Here is a 23,582-nt window from a genome sequence, read left to right on the forward strand (position 1 = left end):
GAGGGGCCGGGACCGGATCGGACCCGCCGCTCACAACCGCTCGGGCGCGCCCTGCTGTTGGGCGGAGACACGGCGGTACAGGGCCTGCGCCTCGGCGGTCCTGCCGAGCTGTTCCAGGCAGTGCGCCTCGTCGTTGCGACTGGTGAGGGTGTCGGAGTGGTCGGCGCCCAGCACGCGCTCGCGCGCCTCGGCGACCTCGTGGTAGACCGCGAGCGCGGTCGACCAGCGGCCCAGCCAGCCCAGCCCCACCGCTATCTCCCGCTTGCTGACGAGGGTGTCGGGGTGCTCCGCGCCCAGCACCCGCTCGCGCACCGCCGCCACGTCGCGCGCCTCGGCCAGCGCCCGGTCCCAGTGGCCGAGCCGTCCCAGATTGACCCCGAGCGCGTGCCGGGCCCGCAGCGTCTCGGCGTCGGTGGAGCCCCCGGTCCTGGTCCTGGCCTCGACCAACTCCTCGTACAGCGCGAGGGCGTCGCCGCTGCGGCCGAGCCGTCCGAGGCAGATGCCGGTCTCGTAGCGCGCGGCCAGCGTGTCGGAGTGGTCGGCGCCCAGCACCCGGGCGCGCGCGGCGGCCACGTCGCGGTAGGTGGCCAGCGCCTCGGCCCAGCGGCCCGCGCGGCCCTGCGCGTAGCCGACCTCGAAGCGGGTCACCAGCGTCTCGGGGTGATCGGCGCCCAGCACCCGCGCCCGGGCGTCGGCGACCTCGACGGCCATCGCGTACGACTCGTCCGTCCGGCCGAGACGGCCCAGGTTGAAGGCCAGATTGTGCTTGCAGTGCAGGGTGTCGGGGTGGTCCGCGCCGACCGTGCGCTCGCGCGCCGCCAGCACGGCCGAGTAGATCTGGTGGGCCTCCAGGTAACGGCCGAGGCTGCCCAGCGCGTACGCGGCCTCGTGCCGGGCCACCAGCGTGTCCGGGTGGTCGGGGCCGAGGACCCGGCGGCGTACGTCCGAGATGTACTCGTACAGCCGCAGCGACTCCTCGGTGCGGCCGAGCCTGCCCAGGCAGAAGGCGGCCTCGTGGCGGCTGGCCAGGGTGTCGGGGTGCTCGGTGCCGAGCGCGCGGTCGCGGGCGGCGGCGACGGAGGTGTGCAGGTCGTACGCCTGCCGCCAGTTGCCGACCCGGCCGAGGTCGATGCCCTCGGTGTGCCGGGCGGCGAGCGCCGCCAGGGTGTCGGGGCCCGCGGCGGCGACGACCACGCGGGTGGACCAGGCGCCGGTGAGTTCGTGGTGCGGCGCGTCGGGGATGCGGTGCGCGCGGGTGGAGCGCGCGGCGGAGCCGGTGGTCAGTCCGCTGGCCCAGGACGGCAGCGCCGAGGGACGCTCGGCGGCGGCCGCGCCCGCCGCCGCCCGCATGGCCTTGAGCCGGCCGCCGACGTCAGCGGCGTCCTGCGGGCGGTCCTCCGGGTCCTTGGCGAGCAGGTCGAGGATCAACCGGTCCAGTTCGGCGGGGAGTTCCGGTCGCGTCATCCGTGGCGGGTCGGGCGCGGTGTCCCGGTGGCCGACCAGGATCGACCAGGCGTCCTCCAGGTCGAACGGCGGCCGTCCGGTGGCCAGTTCGTACAGCACGCAGCCCAACGAGTAGAGGTCGCTGCGCTGGTCGACCTCGGAGACCGCGCCGATCTGCTCGGGCGACATGTAGTGCGGGGTGCCCATCGCCATGCCGGTGCCGGTGAGCCGGGAGGTGAAGCCGATGTCGTGGCCGAGCCGGGCGATGCCGAAGTCGCAGATCTTCACCGCGCCGTCGCTGAGCCGCATGATGTTGGCCGGTTTCAGGTCGCGGTGCACGATGCCCTGGGTGTGCGTGTACGCGAGGGCGTCCGCGACCTGTTCAGCGATGTCGGTGATGTCGGGGACCGGCAGCGGATGGCGCCGCGCGTCGTCCAGCACCTGGAGCAGATTGCGGCCGTCGAGCAGTTCCATCACCAGGTAGAGGACGCCGTCGTGTTCGCCGAAGTCGTGCACGACGGTGACCCCGCGGTGCTGGAGGGACGCCGCGACGCGCGCCTCGCGGCGGAAGCGCTCCTGGAGGATGCGGGTGAATCCCGCGTCGCCCGCGTGGCCGACCGGTTTCAGGCACTTCACCGCGACCCGGCGGCCCAGCGACTCGTCCAGCGCACGCCAGACCTCGCCCATGCCGCCGCGGCCGATCAGTTCGTGCAGCCGGTACCGTCCCTGGATGAGGGTCCCCAGTCCCTCGGGGCCGTTCCCCTGCCCGCGTCCCGGTCCGTGTCCCTGCTCGCGCCCCTGCTGGTAGGTCTGTTCGCGTCCCTGGCCGTGTCCCTGTGGATGTCCCTGGTCGTGTCCGTCGTGATGTCCAGCCGCCATCGCGTGCCGCCGCCCCCGTGGTCCTCGGTGCTTCCCCGGTCCCAGTATGGCCGCGACCGCCGACAAGCGGCACAGCGCATCAGGGCAAAACGGCCGCGGACTCGCGAAGCCGCGGCCCGCCGGGCGGGTGACGGGTGACGGGCGCCGGGCCCCACCAGTCGGACCGACGGCCGGGTGACGGCTCCGACCCGCCGGACCGCCACGGGCACGCGCCCCGGCGGGGGCCGAACAGCCGGGCACCCGCCGCACAGGTCCTAGCGGCGGACGCGCGGCATCCCCAGGCCGATCCAGGAGATGATCTCGCGCTGGATCTCGTTGTTGCCGCCGCCGAAGGTGAAGATGACGGCGCTGCGGTAGCCGCGTTCCAGCTCGCCGTGGAGCACGGCGCCCGCCGAGCCCTCCTTCAGCGGTCCGGCCGCCGCGGTCACCTCCATCAGCCAGGCGTACGCGTCCCGCCGGGCCTCGCTGCCGTAGACCTTGACCGCGGAGGCGTCCTGCGGGGTGAGGGTGCCGCGCTGGAGGGCGTCCACCATCTGCCAGTTGAGCAGCTTCATGGCGTCGAGCCGGGTGTGCGCGCGGGCCAGCCGGCCGCGGACCCAGCCGAGGTCGATGACGCGGCGGCCGTCGTCGAGCTTGGTGTCGGCGGCCCAGCGCTGGACGTCGTGCAGGGCGCGGATCGCCATGGTGCCGTGCGCGGCCAACGTGACCCGCTCGTGGTTGAGCTGGGTGGTGATCAGCCGCCAGCCCTTGTTCTCCTCGCCGACCCTGCGGGCGACGGGCACGCGGACGTCGTCGTAGTAGCTGGCGGTCGTGTCGTGCGAGGCCAGGGTGTTGATCACCGAGCAGGAGTAGCCGGGGTCGGTGGTCGGCACCAGCAGCATGCTGATGCCCTTGTGCGGCGGCGCGTCCGGATCGGTGCGCACCGCGAGCCACACCCAGTCGGCGGTGTCGCCGTTGGTGGTCCAGATCTTCTGGCCGTTGACCACGTACGTGTCGCCGTCGCGCACCGCGCGGGTCTTGAGCGCGGCGAGGTCGGTGCCCGCGTCGGGCTCCGAGTAGCCGATGGCGAAGTCGATCTCGCCCGCGACGATCTTCGGCAGGAAGTACGCCTTCTGCTCATCCGTGCCGAACTGCATGATCGTCGGACCGACGGTGTTGAGTGCCATCAGCGGCAGCGGCACCCCGGCCTGCGCGGCCTCGTCGAAGAAGATGAACTGCGCCATCGGCGTCATCCCGCGCCCGCCGAATTCGGTGGGCCAGCCGATCCCGAGCCAGCGGTCGGCGCCGAGCTCGCGGATCGTCCGCCGGTAGAAGTCCTTGCGTGCGGCGGGGTCGTCGTGCCGGGCGTAGGCGCTGTCCGGTACGAGACCGGCGAAGTAGTCGCGCAACTCGGCGCGCAGCCGCCGCTGTTCGGGCGTGTATTCCAGGTCCACGGCCCCTCCTGAACTCTTCGGGACTCCCGTCGGGACGCGTCGGCGGTGCCGGCCGCTGCCCCGATACCGGCGCACACAGTAGAACGCGTTCCAGAAATTCGGAAGGGCCGTGCGAGGGGCGGCGACGGCCGATAGCCCGGCGCGGGAACGGGGGCGGCCGGGTGCCGCGACGGTCCACGACACCCCGCCCGCGGGCAGCCGGGATTCGCCGCCGCCGTGGGTGATACTGCAATTTCGCTGGTGGGCGCCGTGTCCACCGGTCCGTGGACGGACGCGAGGGACGCACACACGTATGGCCGACGGGCAGGACGACCCCCACGAGGACGACCGGACCGGGCCGCCGGGGGCCGGCGGGGAACCGGTGGCCGAAGACGGGGTACCGGTGGCCGAAGGCGGGGAACCGGTGGCCGAAGACGGGGAATCCCCCGAGGAGGACACGCCGTCCGTGCCGGGCGCCACAGCCCTCGGCGTCCGGCGGCACCGAGGGCGGCGGACGATGCGGGTGACCGCGCTCGCCGTCTCCGTCCTGGTCCTGCTGACCGCCGCGACCGGCGCCTTCCTCTACCTCCGCCTGGACGGCAACATCCGCGATCTGCCCCTGTTCGGCGGGGTCGGCGGCGACGCGGGCACCGAGCGGGCCGACGCCTTCGGCAGGACCCCGATCAATGTGCTGGTGATCGGCTCCGACACCCGCGCGGACCCGGAGGACTGCCGGCTCGGCGGCGACTGCGGCCCGGGGCAGAACGCGGACGTGGGCATGGTGCTGCACATCTCCGCCGACCGCTCGCACGCCTCGGTGCTCAGCATCCCCCGCGACACGGTCACCGACCTGCCCGCCTGCCGCGACCCGCACGGCGGTGTCACCGAGCCCCGGCACGCCCAGATCAACTCCACGCTGCGCTACGGCCCCGGCTGTACGGTCGCGGCCGTGCACGCGCTCACGCGGATCCCCATCGACCACTTCGTGATGGCCGACTTCGCGGGCGTGGTCCGGATGTCCGACGCGGTCGGCGGCGTCCCGGTCTGCGTGGACCGCAATGTGTACGACTCTTACTCGCACCTGAAGCTGGCCAAGGGCAGGCACGAACTCCAGGGCACGGCCGCGCTCCAGTTCCTGCGCTCGCGCCACGCGTTCGGCGACGGCAGCGACCTCGGCCGTACGGACGCGCAGCATCTCTTCCTCGGCGCGCTCGCCCACCGGCTGCGCGAGAACAGCACGTTCACCGACCCGGCCTCGCTGCTGGACCTCGCGGACGCGGCCACCCGGGCGCTGACCGTGGACACCCGGCTCGGGAGCGTCTCCCGGCTGGTCGGCCTGATCGACGACCTGCGCAAGGTGCCGTCGGCGCGGATCGCGTTCGTCACCATGCCCAACATGCCCGATCCGGAGGATCCCGACCGCGTGGTCGTCTCGCACTCCGGCCGCCGCCTGTTCGCCGCCATCGCGGCCGACCTCCCGCTGACCGTCACGGACTCCCGGGCGATCGACGGCAAGCCCGACGATCCGACGGACGCCACGGGCCCCAAGGACTCCACGGATTCCACGGCGGGGGTCACGGGTGGTGACGACGGCGACCCGTCAGGGGACGCGGCGGGGGACCCCTACGGCGGCGAGGCGGCCACCGCCACCCCGCGCCCGACTCCGGCCCCGCCCCTGACCCACGCCTTCGGCCGTACCGCCGGCGGAAAGGCCGCCTGCGCGCGGGTCGCCACCGGACCCGCGGTCACTGTGCGTGGCGAGACCCTGACCCCGAGCGCCGCCTTCCGCGCCACCCCCTGGATCCCGGTCTCCGCGCCCTGACCGCCCCGCTCACCTGAGCACACGGGTGCGGAACGCGCTGTGCGGCGCGTATGCGGCGATACTGGGGGGAGACGCGACAGCCCGGCCGGAGCATGCCGTGGGCCGACCGGGCAAGGCGGTCCCCGAACCGCGTCCGGCCCCTTGACCTGGACGAGGGCCCCCGGTCGCCGCACTGCCGACCTTCTCAGGAGGTACTGATGAAGATGCTGATCAACGTCGCCGAGACCGTGGTCGCCGACGCGCTGCGCGGGATGGCGGCGGCGCATCCGGAGCTGACCGTCGACGTCGAGCGGCGGGTGATCGTGCGGCGGGGGGCGCCGTACGAGGGGAAGGTCGGTCTGGTGTCCGGCGGTGGTTCCGGGCACGAGCCGCTGCACGGCGGATTCGTCGGGCGCGGGATGCTGGACGCCGCCTGTCCCGGCGAGGTCTTCACCTCGCCCGTGCCGGACCAGATGGTACGGGCCGCCGCCGCGGTCGACAGCGGGGCCGGGGTGCTGTTCATCGTGAAGAACTACACCGGTGACGTGCTCAACTTCGACATGGCCGCCGAGCTGGCGGAGGACGAGGGCGTGCAGGTCGCCAAGGTCCTGGTCAACGACGACGTGGCGGTGGTCGACAGCCTCTTCACCGCGGGACGGCGCGGTACCGGTGCGACGCTCTTCGTGGAGAAGCTGGCAGGCGCCGCGGCCGACGCGGGAGCGCCGCTCGACCGGGTGGCGGCCGTGGCCCGCCGGGTCAACGAGTCCTCGCGCAGCTTCGGCGTGGCGCTCAGCGCCGTGACCACGCCTGCCAAGGGCACCCCGACCTTCGACCTGCCCAGCGGCGAGCTGGAGCTGGGCATCGGCATCCACGGCGAGCCGGGGCGCGAGCGCCGGGCCATGATGACGTCCGGCGAGATCGCCGATGTGACGGTCGACGCGGTCGTGGAGGACCTTCAGCCGGACGGACCGGTGATCGTGCTGGTCAACGGGATGGGCGCGACGCCGCTGCTGGAGCTGTACGGCTTCAACGCCGAGGTGCACCGGGCCCTGACCGAACGCAAGGTCCCGGTCGCGCGCACACTGGTCGGTAACTATGTGACCTCGCTCGACATGGCGGGCTGCTCGGTGTCGATCTGCCAGGTCGACGAGGAGCTGCTGGGGCTGTGGGACGCGCCGGTCTCGACGCCCGCGCTGCGCTGGGGCTGCTGAGCGCCCGCTCTCCCGCGCCGTACCGACCGCTCCCGGCCACCGGCCGCCACCGCCGAAAGGACCGTACAACCGTATGAATGCCCTCCCCTCCCCCGGATCCGCCGGCTCCACCGTCGACGCGGACTTCGTGCGGCGCTGGCTGGACACGGCCACCGCCTCCGTCGACCGCGAGTCCGAGCGGCTGACCGAACTCGACTCGCCAATCGGCGACGCCGACCACGGCAGCAATATGCGGCGCGGTTTCATCGCGGCGCGCGACGCCGTCGAGCAGGAACCGCCCGGCACGCCCGGCGGCGTGCTGGTGCTGGTGGGCCGGACGCTGATCAGCACGGTCGGCGGGGCGTCGGGGCCGCTGTACGGCACGCTGCTGCGCAAGGCGGGCAAGGAGCTGGGCGACGAGGAGGCCGTCGGCGCGGACCGGCTGCGGGACGCGCTGCGCGCGGGGGTGGACGGGGTCGCCCAGCTGGGCGGCGCGTCGGCCGGGGACAAGACGATGCTGGACGCGCTGCTCCCGGCGGTGGACGCGCTGACCGGCGCGCTCGACGCGGGCGGCTCGCTGGCCGAGGGCCTGGCCGCCGCGGCCTCCGCGGCCGACGAGGGCGCGAAGGCCACCACGCCGCTGCGCGCCCGCAAGGGCCGGGCCAGCTACCTCGGCGAGCGCAGCGTCGGCCACCAGGACCCGGGCGCGACCTCGGCGGCCCTCCTGGTCGACGCGCTGGCCGCCACGGCGCGGGACGGTGCCGCGTGACCACCCCGATAGTCGGCATAGTGCTCGTGTCGCACAGCGCCTCCGTCGCGGCCTCCGTCGTCGCGCTCGCCACCGGACTGACCGGCGGCGCGACCGATGTGCCGGTCGTCGCGGCCGGCGGCGGCCCGGACGGCGGGCTCGGCACCAGCTCCGATCTGATCGTCTCGGCCGCCCGTACGGTCGACCAGGGCGCGGGGGTGGCCGTCATCGCGGACCTGGGCAGCGCCGTACTCACCGTCAAGGCGCTGCTCGCGGACGACGAACTGCCCTCCGGCAGCCGGTTGTTGAACGCCCCCTTCCTCGAAGGCGCGGTCGCCGCGGTCGTCACGGCCTCGACCGGCGCGGACCTGGACGCGGTGGCCGCGGCGGCCGAAGACGCGTACACCTACCGCAAGTTGTGATCTGAGGCGCCGGAGAAGACCGCGGGCCCCCGCCGTCCCACAAGGGTGACGGCGGGGGCCCGCGGGCTGCTGCGGGTCAGCGTCCGTAGCTGATCAGGGCGCGGACCATGCGGCAGGTGATGTCGGACGGCGGGTGGACGCCGATGCGCTCGGCGGTGTCGTGGATCCGGCGGTTGCTCGCCTGCGCCGGGTCGTAGACGCCCGAGTCGAGCAGGGCGATGACCAGGCGCATCGTCTTGAGCCGGCGGTTGTGCGCGATGTACCACTCGCGCGGCCGTCCGGCGGGAAGCGGCTTCTTCGGCAAGGACAGTAGGGGCAGTGCGGCAACGGCCATCGGCATCCTCCTGAGGCGTCGGCCAACCCTCTCGAACACTGTCGATTTTACCGCCAAGCACTGACAAAGGCCGCTGCTCAGACGGGGGTTGGGGGAGGTTCTTCCGACCCGCGCGAGGGCCCTCCACACGGCGCTTCGCGGGGCACTTCGCAGGACATTTCACCGAGCGCCTTCGCGGTCCGCCGGACAGGCCCTAGCCGCCAAGCAGCCGTACGGCGTGGTGGGCGGCGGCGAAGCAGCGCGGGTCCTCGTAGGTCGCGTACTCGCGCCGCGCCACCTCGGCGATCTTGATGGCGTGTTCGTCGCGCAGTTCGACCGCGGCCTCGACGATCCGGCGGCGCTCCGCGGGGTCGTGGGCGTCCACGGCCGGTGCGGCGGGGTCGGGCTCGCCGCGTCCGGTGAAGATGTTGAGCAGCGTTCCCGACACGTCGCGGACCGCTTCGTAGGAGGGCAGCGCGAGTTGCGGCGGCAGGTGCGGCAGCGTCATCCGGACCGCGGCGGGCGCGGTGACGGCGTGGATGGCGGGCACCGGATTGCCGCCCGGCCGCATCAGGGTGTAGCGTCCGGCGCCGATCGCGGTCAGCTCGGCGAGCGCGGCGTCCACCGACTGTTCGAGCCGCGCGTCGGCGGCGGCGAACAGCTTGGACTTCGGTCGACGGCCGAGTGTCCTGACCGCGCCCACGGCCTTCGCGCCGCGCGCGAGGGCGCCGTCCGGCGGCTGGTAGAGCGCGGCCCAGAAGGCGAGGCCGTTGGCCAGTTCATGGAGTTGTACGGTGCTGGGCGCGCCGACGGCGGTGATGCCGCGTACGGCGTGCGCGGTACGGATCACGCCGTGGGTCAGACCGGCGAACATGCCGGGAGTCAGCCGGGGCCACCACTTGACCAGGGTCTCCCGCCAGCCCGCGCCGTCGATCTCGCGCCGGAACAGCGTCGCCCAGTCGGCGAGCCGCCGGGCCTCGCCGAGCGCGGCGCGCCAGGAGTCGGGGTCCGCCGCGTCGATGGGGGCGAAGAGGTCGGGCGGCGCGCCGAGGCCGCGGTGGCCCGCGTACCACTCGACCCAGTCCGGCACCTGGTCGCCGTGGCCGAGGGCGGCCAGTGCCTCGGCTCCCATCGGGGCGTGGAGCGCGAATCCGCGCAGTTGATTGCCGGACCCGAGGAAGAACCCGGCGTGACCGAGCCGTTCCAGGGCCTCGTTGACGGCGGTGTCGTACGTGTCGTCGTGCGTGCTGTCGTACGCGTCGTCATGGCTGGGGGTGGCGTCGGGCATGGCGGGCACGGTCCCCTCGGGGTTGCGCGGAAGCGGCGGGTCGGGCGCGGGCGGTGCGGTGCGGCGAGTCGCAGTACGGTGCGGTGCGGCGAGTCACGGGCGGCGCGGTGCGGGAAACGGGCCCCGCTCCCCCTCGAACCGGGGAACGGAGCCCGCGCACCGATGTCGCCCTGTACCGGTTCAGCCCCTGGCGGGGGCCGGGTCGGCGGGCGAGGCGGCGGCCTCCGCGGCGGCGATCTCGTCCGCGCTGAGCGGCAGCCCGTGGGGGTTGGCCGAGGCGCCGTCGATCTTCTTGACGAGCAGGCAGGACAGCGCGCCCAGCGCCATCACCACGACGGACACCAGCAGTGTCGGGTGCATGGCGTCGATGAAGCCGTGCCCGAAGACCGCGGTGCCCGCGTCCTGGATGCGGTGCGCCGCGTCGGCGGGGACGTCCGAGGGGAGCTTCAACCCCGAGGTGTTGCCCGCCACTTCGAGGTGCTTGCCCGCGTTGTCGAAGCTCTTCACGAACCCCTCGCGGTAGTCCGCGGGTACGCTCCCGGCCCGCTGCGCCGCCTGGTCCTTGAGGGAGGAGGCGAGCTGCCCCTGGAGCACCGCGCCGACCACGGCGCCCGCGAGCACGGAACCGACCTGCCGCAGCGCGTTGTTGACGCCGGACGCGGCGCCGGTGAGCTTGGGCGGCACATTGCGCATGACCTCGGTGGCCATCGGGGTGAAGGTGCAGCCCGCGCCCATGCCCATGATGAACAGCGGTGCCACGATGCCGGTCCAGCTCTGGCCGACGTCGGCCACGGACATCACCCACAGCAGACCGCCGCCGTACAGCACGAGGCCGGTCATCAGGATGTACTTGCCGCCCAGCTTCTCGGAGAGCACACCCGCGGGCCCGGCCATCACGAAGGTGCCGACGGACAGCGGCAGCAGCACGATGCCGGACTTCATGGCGCTGTAGCCGAGGATGGACTGGAGGTAGACGGTGATCGGGAGGAAGAGGCCCACGATGCCGAACGAGATCGCGATGCCGACGAAGTTCATGATCGTGAAGTTGCGGTCCTTGAACAGCGAGAACGGCACGAGGGGTTCGTTGTCCTGCTGGCCGCGCTGATAGACCAGGAAGACCGCGAAGACCACGGCGGAGGCGGCGATCGACGTCCAGATCCAGCCGTTCCAGTTGTACTTCTGTCCCTCGATCAGCGCGAAGGAGAGCAGGAAGAGGGTCAGCGACAGCAGGACGACGCCGGGAACGTCGAAGCGGTGCTTGACCGTTCGTTCCGCGTTGGGGATGAACAGCAGGGCGCCGGCCACCGCCAGGACGCCGAGCGGGATGTTGACGAAGAAGATCCAGCGCCAGTCGATCTTGGTGACGAGCACGCCGCCGACGGCCGGGCCCGCGGCGCCGGACACACCGGCCACGATGCCCCAGATGCCGAGCGCGACACCGCGCTTCTCGTGCGGGAAGACGTCGATGATCAGGGAGAGGGTCTGCGGCAGCAGCATCGCGGCGCCGATGCCCTGGATCGCGCGGAAGGTGATGAGCTGCGACGGGTTCTGCGACAGACCGCAGGCCAGGCTCGCCAGGGTGAACAGCGCGACGCCGTAGACGAAGAGGTTCTTCTTGCCGGTCAGATCGCCCATCCGGCCCGCGGTGATCAGGAGTACGGCGAGCGCCAGGGTGTACGCGTTGGTGATCCACAGGATCTGGTCGAGTGACGCGTTCAGGTGCTCCACCATGTCCGGAATGGCGATGTTGACGATCGTCAGGTCGAGCAGTGTCATGAAGAACCCGATGGACAGCACCGTCAGGATCGCCCACGGGTTGCCCCGCAACTTGTTCACAATTCCTCCTTGCCGTGGGCGTGGCAGGCGCTCACGGTCGCGTGTGTCGTTCGAGGCGGCGACGATCAGCTCTACGGCCCCAAGAGGAGCCCTCCGCGAGCGGATGTGACATCGCCGTCGGGCGGTGAGGCAGGGATCACAGGCGTGACACCGGCGCGGCCACCGGCGGGAATCGCCGAGGTGAACGCGCGGGTGCGGGGGTGTACTCGCCCGGCGCCCGCGGCGCGGTCAGGGCGGCGAAAAGCCCCCGTGTGAAGGGGAGTTCCCCCACGGAGGCTGTTGTGGGGCAGGACAAGCCCCTGGGAAAACCGTGACAGCCGCCTGCTGGTCCGTCAACCGGCGGCTACAGGTGGGTCACCTCGCGCAGCACGGCGACCTCGCGGGGTTCGAGCCCTTCGAGAATGGTCAGGGCGGTGCGGCGGACCTCGGCCGCGGCGGCCGTGTCACCGGCGGCGTGATGGGTGTCACCCAGATAACTGAGCGTCACGACCTCCTCGGCGAGGTCGCCCAACGCCCGGGTGATCTCCAGCGACCGTTCGAAGGCATCGACGGCCTCCGCGTACTGCCCGAGCCCGTGGTGGGCGTAGCCCAGATTGTCCCAGGCGACCGCCTGCATCGGCCGGTCGCCGAGCACGCTGTAGAGCGCCAGGCCCTGCTGACACTGCGTCAGGGAGGCGGCGAAGTCGCCGAGTCTGCCCAGCAGCCAGCCCGCCGCGTTACGGGCCCGCGCCTCGCCGTGCTGGTGCGCGACGACGTTGAACAACTCCGCGGCCTGCTGGGCGTATTCGAGCGCTTCCTGGTAGCGGCCCCGGTGTTCGAGCACCGAGCTGAGGCCGAAGTAGGTGTGCGCGAGACCGGTGCTGTCGTCGAGGTCGCGGTAGACCCCGGCGCAGTGTTCGAGGTGGGTGAGGGCGGCCGGGTAGGCGACCAGCCACGAGTAGCTGGTGCCGAGACCCCGGTGCACGCCGGAGCGCCGGGGGCCCCAGGGGTCGGGCGGCGAGGCCGGGTTGGGGCCGCGCCGGTCGGAGACGCCCATCAGGATCCAGCCGAGCCGGTCGGAGTGCACGTCGAAGCCGTTGACATCGGCCTGCGTGACGGTAGCCATCAGGACCTGCTCCTCGGCCTCCATCCACTCCGCAGCCCGCCGCGCGTCGGCGAGCGTCTCGGGCACCGCGCCCGGCTCCGGGTCCCCCAGCGTCAGCGGGATCGGCACCGGGCTCAGCAGCCTGGCCGCCGCGTGGGCGGTGTGCAGGTAGTGGTCGAGCACCCGCAGCAGGACCGTACGGCGCTCCGCCTCGCTGTCGTGCGTGGCGGTCAGCTCACCGGCGTACGCCCGGAGCAGGTCGTGGAAGGTGAAGCGGCCCGGCACATGCTCCATCACCAGGTGGGCGCGGGTCAGGTCGTACAGCGCGCGGCGCGCCTCGGCGACGGTCACCCCGGTCAGGCTCGCCGCGGCCGGGACGGTGATGTCGGGTCCCGGGTGGACCGACAGCAGCCGGAACATCCGCCGGGCGGACTCCGACAGGTGCCCGTACGACCAGGAGAAGACCGCACGCAGGTCGGTGGAGGCGTCGCCGATGTCGAGGGTGTCGAGCCGGTGCCGTACGTCGCGCAGCGCGGCGACCAGGTCGGCGAGCGACAGCCGGGGGGAGACGAGGGCGCGGGCGGCGGCGATGCTCAGGGCGAGCGGCAGCCGGGCGCACAGCTCGACCAGTTCGGCGGCTGCCTCGGGTTCCGCGGCGGTGCGCTCGGGGCCGAGGCGGCGGGCCAGCAGGTCCAGCGACTCCACCGCGCTGAGCAGGTCGAGGGTGACGGGGGTGGCGCCCTCGGCGGCGATCAGGCCGGTCAGTTGATTGCGGCTGGTGATCACCACGGCGCAGGAGGTGCTGCCGGGCAGCAGCGGCCGGACCTGGTCGGTGTCGCGCGCGTTGTCCAGGACGATCAGGACCCGGCGGCCCGCCAGCAGGGTGCGGTAGAGCGCGGCGCGGGCGTCCAGTTCCTCGGGGACGCTCTCGGCGGGCACCCCGAGCGCGTCGAGGAAGCCGCGGATCGCCTCGACCGGCGCCAACGGACGGGAGCCGGGAGCGAATCCGCGCAGATTGACGTGGAGCTGGCCGTCGGGGAAGCGCTCGGCATTGCGCTGCGCCCAGTGGATGGCCAGCGTCGTCTTGCCGATGCCCGCGGTGCCGTCGATGGCCGAGATGACGGCGGTACCGCCGAACTGCACGGCGTGGTCGAGGAGTTCGTCGAGGAGCTTGAGCTGTCTGCGGCGGCCGGTGAAGTGCCTTGAGGCAGCGGGGAGTTGGCGGGGCACGCGGGCCGGGGCGGCGACCGGTCCGCCCTCCGTGGCGCGCGGCTTCTCGGGGGCGGCGACCGAGGGATCATTGGCGAGAATCCGCTGGTGCAGCAGGTCGAGCGCGGGCGGTACGTCCAGGCCCATCTCGTCGGCCAGGCGGGTGCGCAGCCCGTGGAAGGCGGCGAGCGCCTCGCTCTGTCTGCCACCGCGGTGCAGTGCGAGCATGAGCTGGCTGACCGGCTTCTCGCGCAGCGGGTACTCGGCGACGATCGCGGACAGCGAGGCGACCACTTCCGTATGCCGCCCGAGGGCCAACTGGTGGTCGGTACAGGTCTCCTGGACCGCGAGTCGCCGTTCGTTCCAGGCCGCCGCCCTGGCCTCGATCACCCGCCCCGAGAGGCCGGCGAGCGCGGGTCCGTGCCACAACTCCAGCGCAGCGCCCAGCAGTTCCACGCACTCGGCGAGGTCGCCCGCGACGCGCGCCGACTCCGCGGCGGCCACCTGACGGTCGAATTCGGCACTGTCCAGCGCGCCTTCGCTCACCGCCATCCGGTATCCCGCGTCTCCGACGGCCGTGATGTCCCCGGTCCCGCTGGGAGCGGCGACCAGCGCCGAGCGCAGTCGCGACACCGCGTTGCGGATCTGCTTTCCGGCCGTGGCGGGCGGAGTCTCGTCCCAGAGGGCGTCGACGAGGTGGCTGAGCGATACGGTCCTGTTGGCTTCGAGGAGCAGCAGCGCGAGGACTCGCTGTTCCCTGGGCCCGCCGAGGGATATTCGGGTCCGACCGGACCAGGCCTCCAAGGCGCCGAGGACCCGAAACCTCACGCCGTCCCCCTTACCGGGCTCGCCCGGCGTTGTGATCGGAAACTGCATCATAGACCGCGGGCTCCAATGAGGACCAGTTGAGGACGAGTTGAGGCCGCCGTGCCCAATGCTTGAGCCAGGCCCTTCAGTTGAGTAGTCGATGTAGTCGATTGATTAGTCGATCAGTGCGGTGAAGGCAAACAAGCTTGGCGGTCTTCCGCCACCCAACGGGGGTGTGGCGTGAAGATCGGCTCGATGGCATACGCCTCGGGTCCCGGCGGCCGATGGCCGGGACACGCGCGGTGCCTCCCCTGGGCGAGGCCCGGGTTCGGAACCGGCACGGGGCGGCTCCGCACCTGGGCCTCGTTCGTACCCCCCGCGCGGGCCGGTGTCCTCGGTGCGGCTGTTACGGGGCCGGGTATCCGGGGTGCGCCGCTCCCGGAGCGGTGGCGGGCGCGAACCACGTGGGGTCGTCGCGCAGCGCCATGTCGATCCGGCCGCGGGCGATCGGGCCGAGCGGCGGCAGTTCGTCCAGCGCGAACCAGCGCACGTCGAGCGATTCGTCGTCGTTCACCCGCGCCTCGCCGCCGACGGCCCGACAGCGCAGCACGATGTCGATGTACTGGGCGCGGTCGCCGTTGTCGTACCTCACCGGCTCGTTGGTGAAGACGCTCAGCACCTTCTCGACGACGGCGTGCACCCCGGTCTCCTCCTCGATCTCCCGGACGGCCGCCTCGGCGGGCTGCTCGCCCGGATCGGGGATGCCACTGATGAGCGCCCATTTTCCGGTGTCCGTACGGCGGTTGAGCAGGATCCGGCCGCGGTCGTCGAAGACGACGGTCACCACACCCGGCAGGAGCAGCAGGGTGTCCCCCGCCTTCGCGCGGATGTCTCGGATGAATTCGGGAATCGCCATGCCCAGAGCGTACGAGAACGACGGTGAACGCCACACCAGCACCAGGTTTCCCACGTGGTGCCGGGTTCCCGTACGACGTATCCACAGGTCGGGGTGTCACCCGTTACGGTGGCGACAGACAGCGCCCACGCGGGGAACGCGGGTGTGACGGTACCCCGTCGCGCCCGGGTGGCAGGGGGTACCGGGGGATGGACACGACGGCCGGCGGGACGCCGGGCGCCACGCGTACGAAGCCGGCCGGAGCGCCGCGCCCGCCGCGGCGCGAACCGCGTCCGTACAGCGGCACCACCGACGCCGTCGGCATCGCCCTCCTCGTCTGCTGCGGCGTCTGGACGCTGATCGCCGCCGCGGGCCGCGCCGCCCGCCCCGAGGGCACCCTGCTCGCCATCCTCGCGGTCAGCGCCGGATACGCGGCCGGCCGCATCCTCGGCGCGCTGCTGCCGGTGCTCGCGCCCGCCGTCGCGGCCGTGGCCGTACTCGCCCTGGTCCTCGTCCCGCCGAGCCGGCTGTCCGCGCACCCCGACGCGCCGCCGCTCGGCTATCCGAACGCCGACGCCGCGCTGCTGGTCCTCGCGGTCGGCGCCGCCTGCTGCGCCGCGTGGGCGGTCCGGGGCAAGGGGTGGCGGCTCGGGCTGCGGCTCGTGGCGGCGGGCGCCGCCGTCACCGCGCTCGCGCTGGGCTCGGCGGCGGGCTTCGCGGCGGGGATCGGCGTCGTCCTGTACTCGCTGGCCGCCGCCCGGATGCGGCGGCGGCTGCTCGGCCTGTGCGGGCTGGCGCTGGCCGCCGCGCTCGCCGTCGGCGGCAGCTACGCCGTCGCGGTCGACGCCCTGCCGTCCGGTCTGTCCGAATCGCTGACCGGCCAGCTCACCCAGCCGCGGGTCGAGCTGTGGCACGAGGCGATCGACCTGGCCGAGCGGCACCCGCTGCGCGGGGTCGGGCCCGAGCGGTTCACCGAGGAGAACGCCGGTCCGCCCGCGGACGCCACCACCGCCGTCGCCGCCTCACCGCCGTCCGCGCCGCTTCAGCTCGCCGCCGAGCAGGGCATTCCGGGCGCGGCGCTGCTCGCCGTCGCCTTCGGCTGGCTGCTGTACGCCCTGTGGCGCTCGCCGCGCCCGACCCCCGTCGTCCTCACCGCGGGCGCCGCCCTCACCGGGCTCGCCCTGCTCGCCACCGTCGACCACGTGCTCAGCTACGCCGTGGTCACAGCGGGAGCCGGGTTCCTCGCGGGCATGGCCACGGCCCGCCCTCTGCCGGACGACGGCTGCCCGCCGGTGGCCGGGTCGGCGTCCGGCCTCTTGCTGCCGGACGACGGATTCGGTCCACTGCGCTGACCGGGTGGCGCGGCCTCGGGGCCCGCCCCGGATACGGGTGTGCGGGCCTGGGTGTCTCCGGCCCGCGGGACGCGGGTCAGGCGCCGGAGGTGTGGCGGGCGGTGCGCAGCGTCAGCAGGTCGCGGATGGTGTCCACGGCGCCCTGCGCGTCGTCGACGGTGACCGTGAAGCGGCGACCGCTGCCGAGGTCGATGACCAGGCCCTGGCCACGGCGGACGACGACCGCGGTGCCCTCCTCGGGGCGCCAGCGGTAACCCCAGCCGCCCCAGTTGCGCGGGCTGACCAGGGGCGCGAGCTGGGCGCCGCTGACCTGCTCCAGCGGGATACGGCGGCGCGGCACTCCGATGTGGCCGCAGCGCACGTCGACCGCGTCGTGGTCGACCCGGACCCTGACGTGCGTGAAGGCGACCGTGCCGAACAGCACCAGGAGCCCGACGGCCACGCAGCCCACCACGGACATCACCAGCGGGGCCAGGCCCGAGGTTGCGTCGGGGCCTTCCACGGCCAGCTCGATGCCCAGCGCCATGCAGGCGGCGCCACAGGCGGCGAGCACCCATTGCATGCGGTTACGGGCCCGCCCCGTCCAGACCTGGGGCGCGCCGCTCTCCGGCCGAGGAGGGTGCGTCATGCTGTGAAGGGTACTGGGATACCCACCAGAAGGCAGCCCTATGCACTCAGGCGGTGGCGGGTGTCACCAATGAGGCGCCTTCGGCGTACGCCAGCGCCGCCGCGGGGAGCGGGGCCGACCGGCCGTTGAGGACGACCTCGATCCGGCCGCCGCCGGTCGCCCGGGCGGCGGACCCCGCACGGCGCAGCGCCTGCGCGGCGACGGCGTCCGCCGAGCCGTACAGCACGGCGCCGGGGACGGCCGCGGCGATCCGGTCGGCGACGAGTTCGTAGTGCGTGCAGCCGAGCACGATGGCCCGCGCTCCGGCGGGGGTCAGCGCCGCGGCGGCGGCGACCGCGGCGGCCACGGCCGCGGTGTCGCCGTGCTGCACGGCGTCCGCGAGACCGGGGCAGGGCACCTCGGTGATGTGCGCGCCGTTGCCGAATTCCGCGATCAGTCCGCGCTGGTACGCGCTGCCCGTCGTCGCGGGCGTCGCCCAGATGGCGAGGGAGCCGCCGGCCGCCGCCGCGGGCTTGATCGCGGGCACGGTGCCGACGACCGGCACCGCCGGTTCGAAGGCGGCCCGCAGCGCGGGCAGCGCGTGCACGGTCGCGGTGTTGCAGGCGACGATCAGCGCGTCGGGCCGGTGCGCGACCGCGGCCCGCGCGCACTCCAGCGCCCGCCCGGTCACGTCGTCCGCGCCGCGCGGACCCCACGGCATTCCCTCGGGGTCGGACGACAGCACCAGATCCGCGTCCACCCGCAGCCGCCGTACGGCCGCCGCCGCCGCGAGCAGTCCGATCCCGGAGTCCACCAGTGCGATCTTCACCCCGCCACTCTAGCGACGCCCCCCGCCCCGCCGCCGCGTCACCACCCCCGACCCGCCCACGCCCCGATGCCGATCCCCGCACCGCCGGAGCCGCCGCCGCGCGTCGGTCGGAGGTTCGGCCCGATCCGCGTCGAGGAGGGCGGGGCGCGCCGGGCCGCAGGGGGCCGCGCCCCTGCGGATGGGGCCACGGCGGCAGCCCGGACCGAAGTCGTCGCCGCCGCAGGCGGTGGGTACCGCAGCCGCCGGGCGGCCGTCGGCGGGCAGGGAGGCGGTCCGATCGGGCTTCGGGGAGGGCGGGGCGCGGCGGGTGGTGGGGGGTGGGTGCGGCAGACTGCGGTGCGTGACGGTGTTGATGGTGATCGCAGGGGTGTCGTTGCTGGCCTGGGTGTGGCTGGTGGTCGGGCAGGGGGGTTTCTGGCGGACCGATGTGCGGCTGCCGCGGCGGGGCGCGCTGGACGAGTGGCCGTCGATCGCGATCGTCGTGCCCGCGCGGGACGAGGCCGAGGTGATCGGGGTGAGCCTGCCGTCGCTGCTGGCCCAGGAGTATCCGGGGCACGCCGAGGTCTTCCTGATCGACGACGGCAGCACCGACGGCACCGGGGACCTGGCCCGCGCGCTGCACGACCGGCACGGAGGTCTGCCGCTGACGGTCTCCTCGCCCGGCGAGCCGCCGCCCGGCTGGACGGGCAAGCTGTGGGCGGTCCGGCACGGCATCACGCTGGCCGCCGAGCGCAGCGGCCCCGACTACCTGCTGCTGACGGACGCCGACATCGCCCACCGGCCGGACAGTCTGCGCGAGTTGACGGCCGCCGCGGTCTCCCGCGACCTCGACATGGTCTCGCTCATGGCACGCCTGCGCGTGGAGACGGGCTGGGAGAAGCTCATCGTCCCGGCCTTCGTGTACTTCTTCGCGCAGCTCTACCCCTTCCGCTGGATCAACAAGGCCCGCTCCCGTACGGCCGCCGCCGCGGGCGGCTGCGTGCTGATCCGCGCGTCGGCCGTGGCCGCCGCCCGCGTGCCCGACTCCATCCGGCAGTCGGTGATCGACGACGTGGCGCTCGCCCGCGCGGTGAAGCGTTCGGGCGGCAGGATCTGGCTCGGGCTCGCCGAACGCGTGGACAGTGTGCGGCCCTACCCGGACCTGGGCGAGCTGTGGCGGATGGTCTCGCGCAGCGCGTACGCGCAACTCCGGCACAATCCGGCGGTGTTGCTCGGCACGGTGCTCGGCCTCGCGCTGATCTATCTGGTGCCGCCGCTCGCGGCGGTCGGCGGCGCGATCGCCGGGGCCTGGCCGCTGTGCGCGCTGGGGCTCGCGGCGTGGGCGGCGATGGCGGCCAGTTACGTACCGATGCTGCGGTACTACGGTCAGCCGTGGTGGCTGGCGCCGACCCTGCCGTACACGGCGGCGCTGTATCTGCTGATGACCGTCGACTCCGCGGTCGAGCACTACCGCGGCCGGGGCGCGGCCTGGAAGGGCCGCACCTACGCGCGACCCGACGCCTCCGTCTAGGGCGCGTCGGCGCCCAGCCCGTCGAGGCCCGCACCAAGTCCCTTCAGCCACGCCTCACTTGCGGCCAGGCGTCCAGTTCAGGCCCCAGCCGTACGCGTAGTCCGTCGTGCGCTGCGGGCTCACGCCGCGCCTGGGGACCAGATAGCGCGCCTCGCGCCGTACGACGAGGTCGTCGCCCTCGCGGACCAGCAGCGCGAGGGCGCAGACGTTGGACTGCACGGTGCACTCGTCGAGGACGAAGTCGACCGGGGCGCCGTACTGCGGCTGGAGCGTGACGGTGGCGTGCAGTCCCGCGAAGCTGCGGGCGCCTTCGTAGATCGTGACGAAGACGAGGATCCGCCGGAAGTGGGCGGTGTGGTCGAGGTTGACGGTCAGATTCTCGCCGGACGCGCTGCCGCCGGTGCGGTCGTCGCCGTCGAGCAGGATGAACGGCGGCTGGTAGAGCGAGCCGAAGGCGTTGCCGAGGGCCTGCACCACACCCTTGCTGCCGTCGGAGAGTTCGAAGAGCGCGCACAGGTCGAGGTCGACGCCGCCGCCCTTGCGGAACCGCCCGCCGCCGCGGGCCGGGTCGACCCGCCAGCTCAGATTGACCCGCAACGCGCCCGTCGCGCCGCCCTGTTTGGTGAGCGAGACCGCCGGCGCGTCCTTGGTGAGCGTGACCTTGGACAGCCGTACCGGCGCGGGTGCCGAAGCCGGAACGGGCGGCGTCATCGGGGCGGGTGGTACGACGGGTACGACAACGGTCGGCTCCGGAGCGACGGCACGCGTCGCCTCGGGCAGAGGGTCGGACATGGGCTCGGCCATGGGCTCAGGTACGGGATCGGGTACGGGATCGGGTACGGGATCGGGCACCACCTCCGGCAGCCGCTCCGGCAGTTGATCCGCCCGCAGCCCGTACGCGGCGCCCAGCCCCGCGAGTCCGGAGCCGTACCCCTGCCCGACCGCCCGGAATTTCCAGCCGCCGCCGCGCCGGTAACACTCGCCGAGGACGTACGCCGTCTCCGCCGTGGCCCCCTCGCAGTCGAAGCGCGCGACCTCCGCTCCCCCGTCGGTGACGCGCAGCCGCAGTCCGGGGATCCGGCCGAAGGTGCCGCCGTCGGAGCGGGCGACGATCAGCACGGAGGTGACGGTCGTTTCGACGGACGCGAGGTCAACCGAAAGAGTGTCAGTGACCGTGCCTGCGGCCGGGTCCGGATCCGGCGTTCCACCAGCCGCGTAGCGCACCGCGCCGGAGGGGTGAACGGGTGCGGCGGCGTGCACCAGATCGTCCGCATCGCGGGCCCCGGTGTCCGCCACGAGCAGCGCGCAGACGTCGGCGCGCGGGATGCCCGTACCCGCCCGCCTGGTGAACTCCACCTGGAGGACCGCCGTGGGCAGCGGCATGTTCTCGCCCTTGCGCAGCGTCATCGGATGCCCCCTCGCACGTGCGCCGAGACGCCCGGTAACACCAAGGACGCACGGCTTTTACCTGATCACATCATGAGACGCTGACCGTTTTCCCCGGATTCGCTCATATTGGGGACAGGACCGCGCAACACGCAGCGCAAACAACCCGCTAATCGGTCTCCCCAACGACCACATCGTGGGCTTAACTTATGGCTCATGAGCTCCCCCCGCGGTTCTTATGGTGGCGGCTACAGCGGCTACTACCCCTCGTCCTCGTCCTTCCCGGACACCCCGATCTACGACAGCCTCGTGGCCGAGCGAGGCACACCGCAGATCGCCCCCATCCGCGTGCCGTCCTACACCCCGTACGAGACAGGCACCGGATACAGCGGCTACCCCGGCAGCAACCTTCCCGCGCTGCCCGCCCTCCCGGCTCTGCCGTCGGGGCCGTCGGCCCCCTCGCCGCAATACACCCAGCCGCAGCCCGCCGCGCAGAACGGCTACCCGACGCCCGCGTACCAGCCGCCGCCCGCGCCGTACATCCCGCAGCAGACCGCCGCCCCGCGCGGCGGCTTCAACGGGAACGCCTTCAACGGCGGCAACGGCGGCGCTTTCAACGGCGGCGGCTCCAACGGGACGGGCACCGGCAACGGTTACAGCAACGGCGGCGGGTACCCGGCGCAGCCGCCGCAGCCCTCCCCCTCCGGCTACGAGGCCGCGCGGCCGGTGCCGCCTCGTCCCGTACCGCCGCGGCAGGCGCCCGGCGGCCACCCGGAGGAGCAGTATCCGCGGCGCAATCTCGGCCAGGGTGTTCCCCCGGCCGCCGGAGGCGGTTACTACCAGGGCTGATCAGGTACCTCCCGGGCCGATCGGCCCGGCGCGCGTGCTGGCAGGATGGCGGTATGACCTCGACCGTCCTCAGCGCGCTGCACATCTACCCGGTCAAGTCGCTGCGTGGAATCAGCATGCGGACGGCGGTCGTGGAGCCGTGGGGGCTCACCGCTGACCGCCGTTGGATGCTGGTCGACCGCGAGCGGGGCAAGGCCGTGACACAGCGGGAACAGCCGCGTATGGCGCTGCTGGCCGCCGAACCCGTGGGGGGTGGCGGTCTGCGGCTGACCGGTCCCGGGCTGCCGCCGCTCGATGTCGCCGTGCCTGAACCGGGTCCGCTGGAGACGGTGACGCTCTTCGCCCACAAGATCGAGGTCGTGCCCGCGGGGCAGGCGGCCGACGACTGGTTCAGCGGGTATCTCGGCCGCCCGGTGCGGCTGATGCACATGGACGACCCCGCGGTCCGGCGGCCGGTCGACCCCGATTTCTCCGCGCCGGGCGACATGGTCAGCCTCGCCGACGGCTTTCCGCTGCTGGTGACCACGACCGCCTCGCTCGCCGCCCTCAACTCGCTGATCGCGCAGGGCGAGCGGGCCGAGGAGGGCCCGCTGCCGATGAACCGCTTCAGGCCGAACGCGGTCGTGGACGGCACCGAGGCGTGGGCCGAGGACGACTGGCGGCGGGTACGGATCGGCGAGGTCACCTTCCGCGTCCCCAAACCCTGCGGGCGGTGCGTGATCACCACCACCGACCAGGGCAGCGCCGGGCGCGGCAAGGAGCCGCTGCACACCCTCGGCAAGTACCGCAGGATCGGTTCGAGTCTTGTTTTCGGCCAGAATCTGATCCCCGAGAACCCCGGAACCCTACGGGTCGGCGACCCGTTGACCATCGTGGAGTAACGCGTCGCCGCGGCGCTCCCGCGACCCCCGCGGATCCACACGCATGAGTCGCGCCGTTTGCGGTAGTTGAACGGGTGTGAAGGGGGTCCGTCCATGAATCGCCAGAGTCGGCAGCGTCACCGCACACGGCTCAGGAAGTTCGGCTGGCGGTGGCGGCGCAATCCGCTGCGGCGCCGCTCCGATCTCGTCGAGGCATGGCTCGGCGTGGCCACCGTGGTGCTGCTCTGCGCGACCCCCGCGCTCGGCTGGTGGGCGGGCAGTTCGGTGGACCGGGCCCTCCAGCGGGTGGTGCGCACCGAGAACGCGCAGCGGCGGCTGGTCCCCGCCACCGTGCTGGATCCGCCGGACACGACGACGCCCGTGGTCGCCGACAAGGTCGGCACCGCCGATCCGCGCCGCGGCGATCTGCTGCGCTGGAAGTCCCCGGACGGCGAATCCGTCTACAGCGCGACGGTGCCCGGCGACATCGAGGTCTGGCGCAAGGGCGGTATCTGGCTGTGGACGGACCGCTCGGGCGAACTGGTCGCGCCACCGCTGGATTCGGCCACCGCCGCCACGCACTCCGTGCTGGCGGGCACCGCGGCCGCGACGTCCGCCGCCGGATTCCTGATGATCGTACGGCAGTTGGTGATGTGGCGGCTGATGAGCCGCCGGCTGACGAGCTGGGAGCGGGACTGGGCCCGCGTCGGCCAGGACTGGGGCCGCGCGGGAGCGGGCGGCTGAGCGGCGCGACGACCGGGCGGGACCGCGGGCGGACCGGTGTTCGTCAACAGCCGCCTTCCGCGCACGCTACGGTGGGTCCCCGGTCAGCAGATGCAAGAGGTGGGGGCACAGCAGCCCG

The 23,582-nt window shown here is 73.3% G+C and carries 19 protein-coding genes; 9 read left to right on the forward strand and 10 right to left on the reverse strand.

Going from position 1 to position 23,582, the window contains the following annotated elements; all coding sequences use genetic code 11:
• Nucleotides 1-30: 30 nt before the first annotated feature.
• Nucleotides 31-2,322, reverse strand: coding sequence for a protein kinase domain-containing protein (locus ACIP4Z_RS32530; RefSeq protein WP_355343947.1), 2,292 nt, complete (start codon nucleotides 2,320-2,322; stop codon nucleotides 31-33).
• Nucleotides 2,323-2,576: 254 nt separating this feature from the next.
• Nucleotides 2,577-3,755 carry an acyl-CoA dehydrogenase family protein gene (locus tag ACIP4Z_RS32535; RefSeq protein WP_401313956.1) on the reverse strand — a complete coding sequence of 393 codons (1,179 nt, stop codon included), beginning with the start codon at nucleotides 3,753-3,755 and terminating at the stop codon, nucleotides 2,577-2,579.
• A 292-nt stretch (nucleotides 3,756-4,047) separates the two neighbouring features.
• On the opposite strand from ACIP4Z_RS32535, the gene ACIP4Z_RS32540 reads away from it, so the two are divergent.
• The 4 genes from ACIP4Z_RS32540 to ACIP4Z_RS32555 all read left to right on the forward strand — a co-directional run bounded on the left by ACIP4Z_RS32540 (nucleotide 4,048) and on the right by ACIP4Z_RS32555 (nucleotide 7,895).
• Nucleotides 4,048-5,556 (forward strand): LCP family protein, encoded by a 1,509-nt coding sequence (locus ACIP4Z_RS32540; RefSeq protein ID WP_401313958.1) that lies wholly within the window; start codon nucleotides 4,048-4,050, stop codon nucleotides 5,554-5,556.
• 197 nt (nucleotides 5,557-5,753) lie between these two features.
• Nucleotides 5,754-6,746 (forward strand): dihydroxyacetone kinase subunit DhaK, encoded by a 993-nt coding sequence (dhaK, locus tag ACIP4Z_RS32545; protein ID WP_401313960.1) that lies wholly within the window; start codon nucleotides 5,754-5,756, stop codon nucleotides 6,744-6,746.
• Between the two features lie 73 nt (nucleotides 6,747-6,819).
• The gene (gene dhaL / locus ACIP4Z_RS32550) at nucleotides 6,820-7,494 is read left to right on the forward strand and encodes a dihydroxyacetone kinase subunit DhaL (protein WP_355343936.1); all 675 of its coding nucleotides are present in this window, start codon (nucleotides 6,820-6,822) and stop codon (nucleotides 7,492-7,494) included.
• Nucleotides 7,491-7,895, forward strand: a complete 405-nt coding sequence (locus ACIP4Z_RS32555) for a PTS fructose transporter subunit IIA (protein WP_355343933.1) — start codon at nucleotides 7,491-7,493, stop codon at nucleotides 7,893-7,895. The genes dhaL and ACIP4Z_RS32555 overlap by 4 nt, the downstream gene beginning before the upstream one ends.
• A gap of 76 nt (nucleotides 7,896-7,971) precedes the next feature.
• Here the strand turns inward: ACIP4Z_RS32555 and ACIP4Z_RS32560 are convergent, their stop codons facing one another.
• The 5 genes from ACIP4Z_RS32560 to ACIP4Z_RS32580 form a co-directional block, all read right to left on the reverse strand.
• Nucleotides 7,972-8,229 (reverse strand): hypothetical protein, encoded by a 258-nt coding sequence (locus ACIP4Z_RS32560; protein WP_355343930.1) that lies wholly within the window; start codon nucleotides 8,227-8,229, stop codon nucleotides 7,972-7,974.
• Between the two features lie 193 nt (nucleotides 8,230-8,422).
• The gene (locus ACIP4Z_RS32565) at nucleotides 8,423-9,496 is read right to left on the reverse strand and encodes a hypothetical protein (RefSeq protein WP_401313963.1); all 1,074 of its coding nucleotides are present in this window, start codon (nucleotides 9,494-9,496) and stop codon (nucleotides 8,423-8,425) included.
• Between the two features lie 180 nt (nucleotides 9,497-9,676).
• Nucleotides 9,677-11,332: an MFS transporter gene (locus ACIP4Z_RS32570; protein WP_355343925.1), complete on the reverse strand. Its 1,656-nt coding sequence runs from the start codon at nucleotides 11,330-11,332 to the stop codon at nucleotides 9,677-9,679.
• Between the two features lie 343 nt (nucleotides 11,333-11,675).
• Complete coding sequence (locus tag ACIP4Z_RS32575; RefSeq protein ID WP_401313965.1) at nucleotides 11,676-14,453, reverse strand: AfsR/SARP family transcriptional regulator; 2,778 nt, start codon at nucleotides 14,451-14,453, stop codon at nucleotides 11,676-11,678.
• 385 nt (nucleotides 14,454-14,838) lie between these two features.
• Nucleotides 14,839-15,348 (reverse strand): NUDIX domain-containing protein, encoded by a 510-nt coding sequence (locus ACIP4Z_RS32580; protein WP_391050159.1) that lies wholly within the window; start codon nucleotides 15,346-15,348, stop codon nucleotides 14,839-14,841.
• Between the two features lie 188 nt (nucleotides 15,349-15,536).
• Between ACIP4Z_RS32580 and ACIP4Z_RS32585 the strand changes: the two genes are divergently transcribed.
• Nucleotides 15,537-16,679: an O-antigen ligase family protein gene (locus ACIP4Z_RS32585; protein WP_401313967.1), complete on the forward strand. Its 1,143-nt coding sequence runs from the start codon at nucleotides 15,537-15,539 to the stop codon at nucleotides 16,677-16,679.
• Nucleotides 16,680-16,755: 76 nt separating this feature from the next.
• On the opposite strand, the gene ACIP4Z_RS32590 is transcribed toward ACIP4Z_RS32585, so the two are convergent.
• A complete protein-coding gene (locus tag ACIP4Z_RS32590; RefSeq protein ID WP_401313969.1) occupies nucleotides 16,756-17,307 on the reverse strand; it encodes a hypothetical protein in 552 nt (183 codons plus the stop codon).
• 46 nt (nucleotides 17,308-17,353) lie between these two features.
• Nucleotides 17,354-18,115 carry a glutamate racemase gene (locus ACIP4Z_RS32595; RefSeq protein ID WP_401313971.1) on the reverse strand — a complete coding sequence of 254 codons (762 nt, stop codon included), beginning with the start codon at nucleotides 18,113-18,115 and terminating at the stop codon, nucleotides 17,354-17,356.
• Nucleotides 18,116-18,467: 352 nt separating this feature from the next.
• Between ACIP4Z_RS32595 and ACIP4Z_RS32600 the strand changes: the two genes are divergently transcribed.
• The gene (locus ACIP4Z_RS32600) at nucleotides 18,468-19,625 is read left to right on the forward strand and encodes a glycosyltransferase (RefSeq protein WP_355344119.1); all 1,158 of its coding nucleotides are present in this window, start codon (nucleotides 18,468-18,470) and stop codon (nucleotides 19,623-19,625) included.
• A 54-nt stretch (nucleotides 19,626-19,679) separates the two neighbouring features.
• Here the strand turns inward: ACIP4Z_RS32600 and ACIP4Z_RS32605 are convergent, their stop codons facing one another.
• Entirely contained in the window at nucleotides 19,680-21,032 is a 1,353-nt protein-coding gene (locus ACIP4Z_RS32605) for a TerD family protein (protein ID WP_401313973.1), read from the reverse strand.
• Nucleotides 21,033-21,227: 195 nt separating this feature from the next.
• Between ACIP4Z_RS32605 and ACIP4Z_RS32610 the strand changes: the two genes are divergently transcribed.
• The 3 genes from ACIP4Z_RS32610 to ACIP4Z_RS32620 all read left to right on the forward strand — a co-directional run bounded on the left by ACIP4Z_RS32610 (nucleotide 21,228) and on the right by ACIP4Z_RS32620 (nucleotide 23,464).
• Entirely contained in the window at nucleotides 21,228-21,860 is a 633-nt protein-coding gene (locus tag ACIP4Z_RS32610) for a DUF6643 family protein (protein ID WP_355343905.1), read from the forward strand.
• 53 nt (nucleotides 21,861-21,913) lie between these two features.
• A complete protein-coding gene (locus ACIP4Z_RS32615) occupies nucleotides 21,914-22,741 on the forward strand; it encodes an MOSC N-terminal beta barrel domain-containing protein (RefSeq protein WP_355343902.1) in 828 nt (275 codons plus the stop codon).
• Between the two features lie 93 nt (nucleotides 22,742-22,834).
• Nucleotides 22,835-23,464 carry a hypothetical protein gene (locus ACIP4Z_RS32620; protein WP_355343899.1) on the forward strand — a complete coding sequence of 210 codons (630 nt, stop codon included), beginning with the start codon at nucleotides 22,835-22,837 and terminating at the stop codon, nucleotides 23,462-23,464.
• Nucleotides 23,465-23,582: the final 118 nt, after the last annotated feature.

This window comes from Streptomyces sp. NPDC088910 (assembly GCF_044749865.1).
Taxonomy (GTDB): domain Bacteria; phylum Actinomycetota; class Actinomycetes; order Streptomycetales; family Streptomycetaceae; genus Actinacidiphila.

What these genes read in the sequence shown, in the direction of transcription:
- ACIP4Z_RS32540 (WP_401313958.1), top strand. Translation starts at nt 4,048, where the DNA reads ATGGCCGACGGGCAGGACGACCCCCACGAGGACGACCGGACCGGGCCG.
- dhaL (WP_355343936.1), top strand. Translation starts at nt 6,820, where the DNA reads ATGAATGCCCTCCCCTCCCCCGGATCCGCCGGCTCCACCGTCGACGCG.
- ACIP4Z_RS32560 (WP_355343930.1), bottom strand. Translation starts at nt 8,229, where the DNA reads ATGGCCGTTGCCGCACTGCCCCTACTGTCCTTGCCGAAGAAGCCGCTT.
- ACIP4Z_RS32620 (WP_355343899.1), top strand. Translation starts at nt 22,835, where the DNA reads ATGAATCGCCAGAGTCGGCAGCGTCACCGCACACGGCTCAGGAAGTTC.
- ACIP4Z_RS32600 (WP_355344119.1), top strand. Translation starts at nt 18,468, where the DNA reads ATGGTGATCGCAGGGGTGTCGTTGCTGGCCTGGGTGTGGCTGGTGGTC.
- ACIP4Z_RS32590 (WP_401313969.1), bottom strand. Translation starts at nt 17,307, where the DNA reads ATGACGCACCCTCCTCGGCCGGAGAGCGGCGCGCCCCAGGTCTGGACG.
- dhaK (WP_401313960.1), top strand. Translation starts at nt 5,754, where the DNA reads ATGAAGATGCTGATCAACGTCGCCGAGACCGTGGTCGCCGACGCGCTG.
- ACIP4Z_RS32585 (WP_401313967.1), top strand. Translation starts at nt 15,537, where the DNA reads ATGGACACGACGGCCGGCGGGACGCCGGGCGCCACGCGTACGAAGCCG.
- ACIP4Z_RS32605 (WP_401313973.1), bottom strand. Translation starts at nt 21,032, where the DNA reads ATGACGCTGCGCAAGGGCGAGAACATGCCGCTGCCCACGGCGGTCCTC.
- ACIP4Z_RS32580 (WP_391050159.1), bottom strand. Translation starts at nt 15,348, where the DNA reads ATGGCGATTCCCGAATTCATCCGAGACATCCGCGCGAAGGCGGGGGAC.
- ACIP4Z_RS32610 (WP_355343905.1), top strand. Translation starts at nt 21,228, where the DNA reads ATGAGCTCCCCCCGCGGTTCTTATGGTGGCGGCTACAGCGGCTACTAC.
- ACIP4Z_RS32615 (WP_355343902.1), top strand. Translation starts at nt 21,914, where the DNA reads ATGACCTCGACCGTCCTCAGCGCGCTGCACATCTACCCGGTCAAGTCG.
- ACIP4Z_RS32565 (WP_401313963.1), bottom strand. Translation starts at nt 9,496, where the DNA reads ATGCCCGACGCCACCCCCAGCCATGACGACGCGTACGACAGCACGCAC.
- ACIP4Z_RS32530 (WP_355343947.1), bottom strand. Translation starts at nt 2,322, where the DNA reads ATGGCGGCTGGACATCACGACGGACACGACCAGGGACATCCACAGGGA.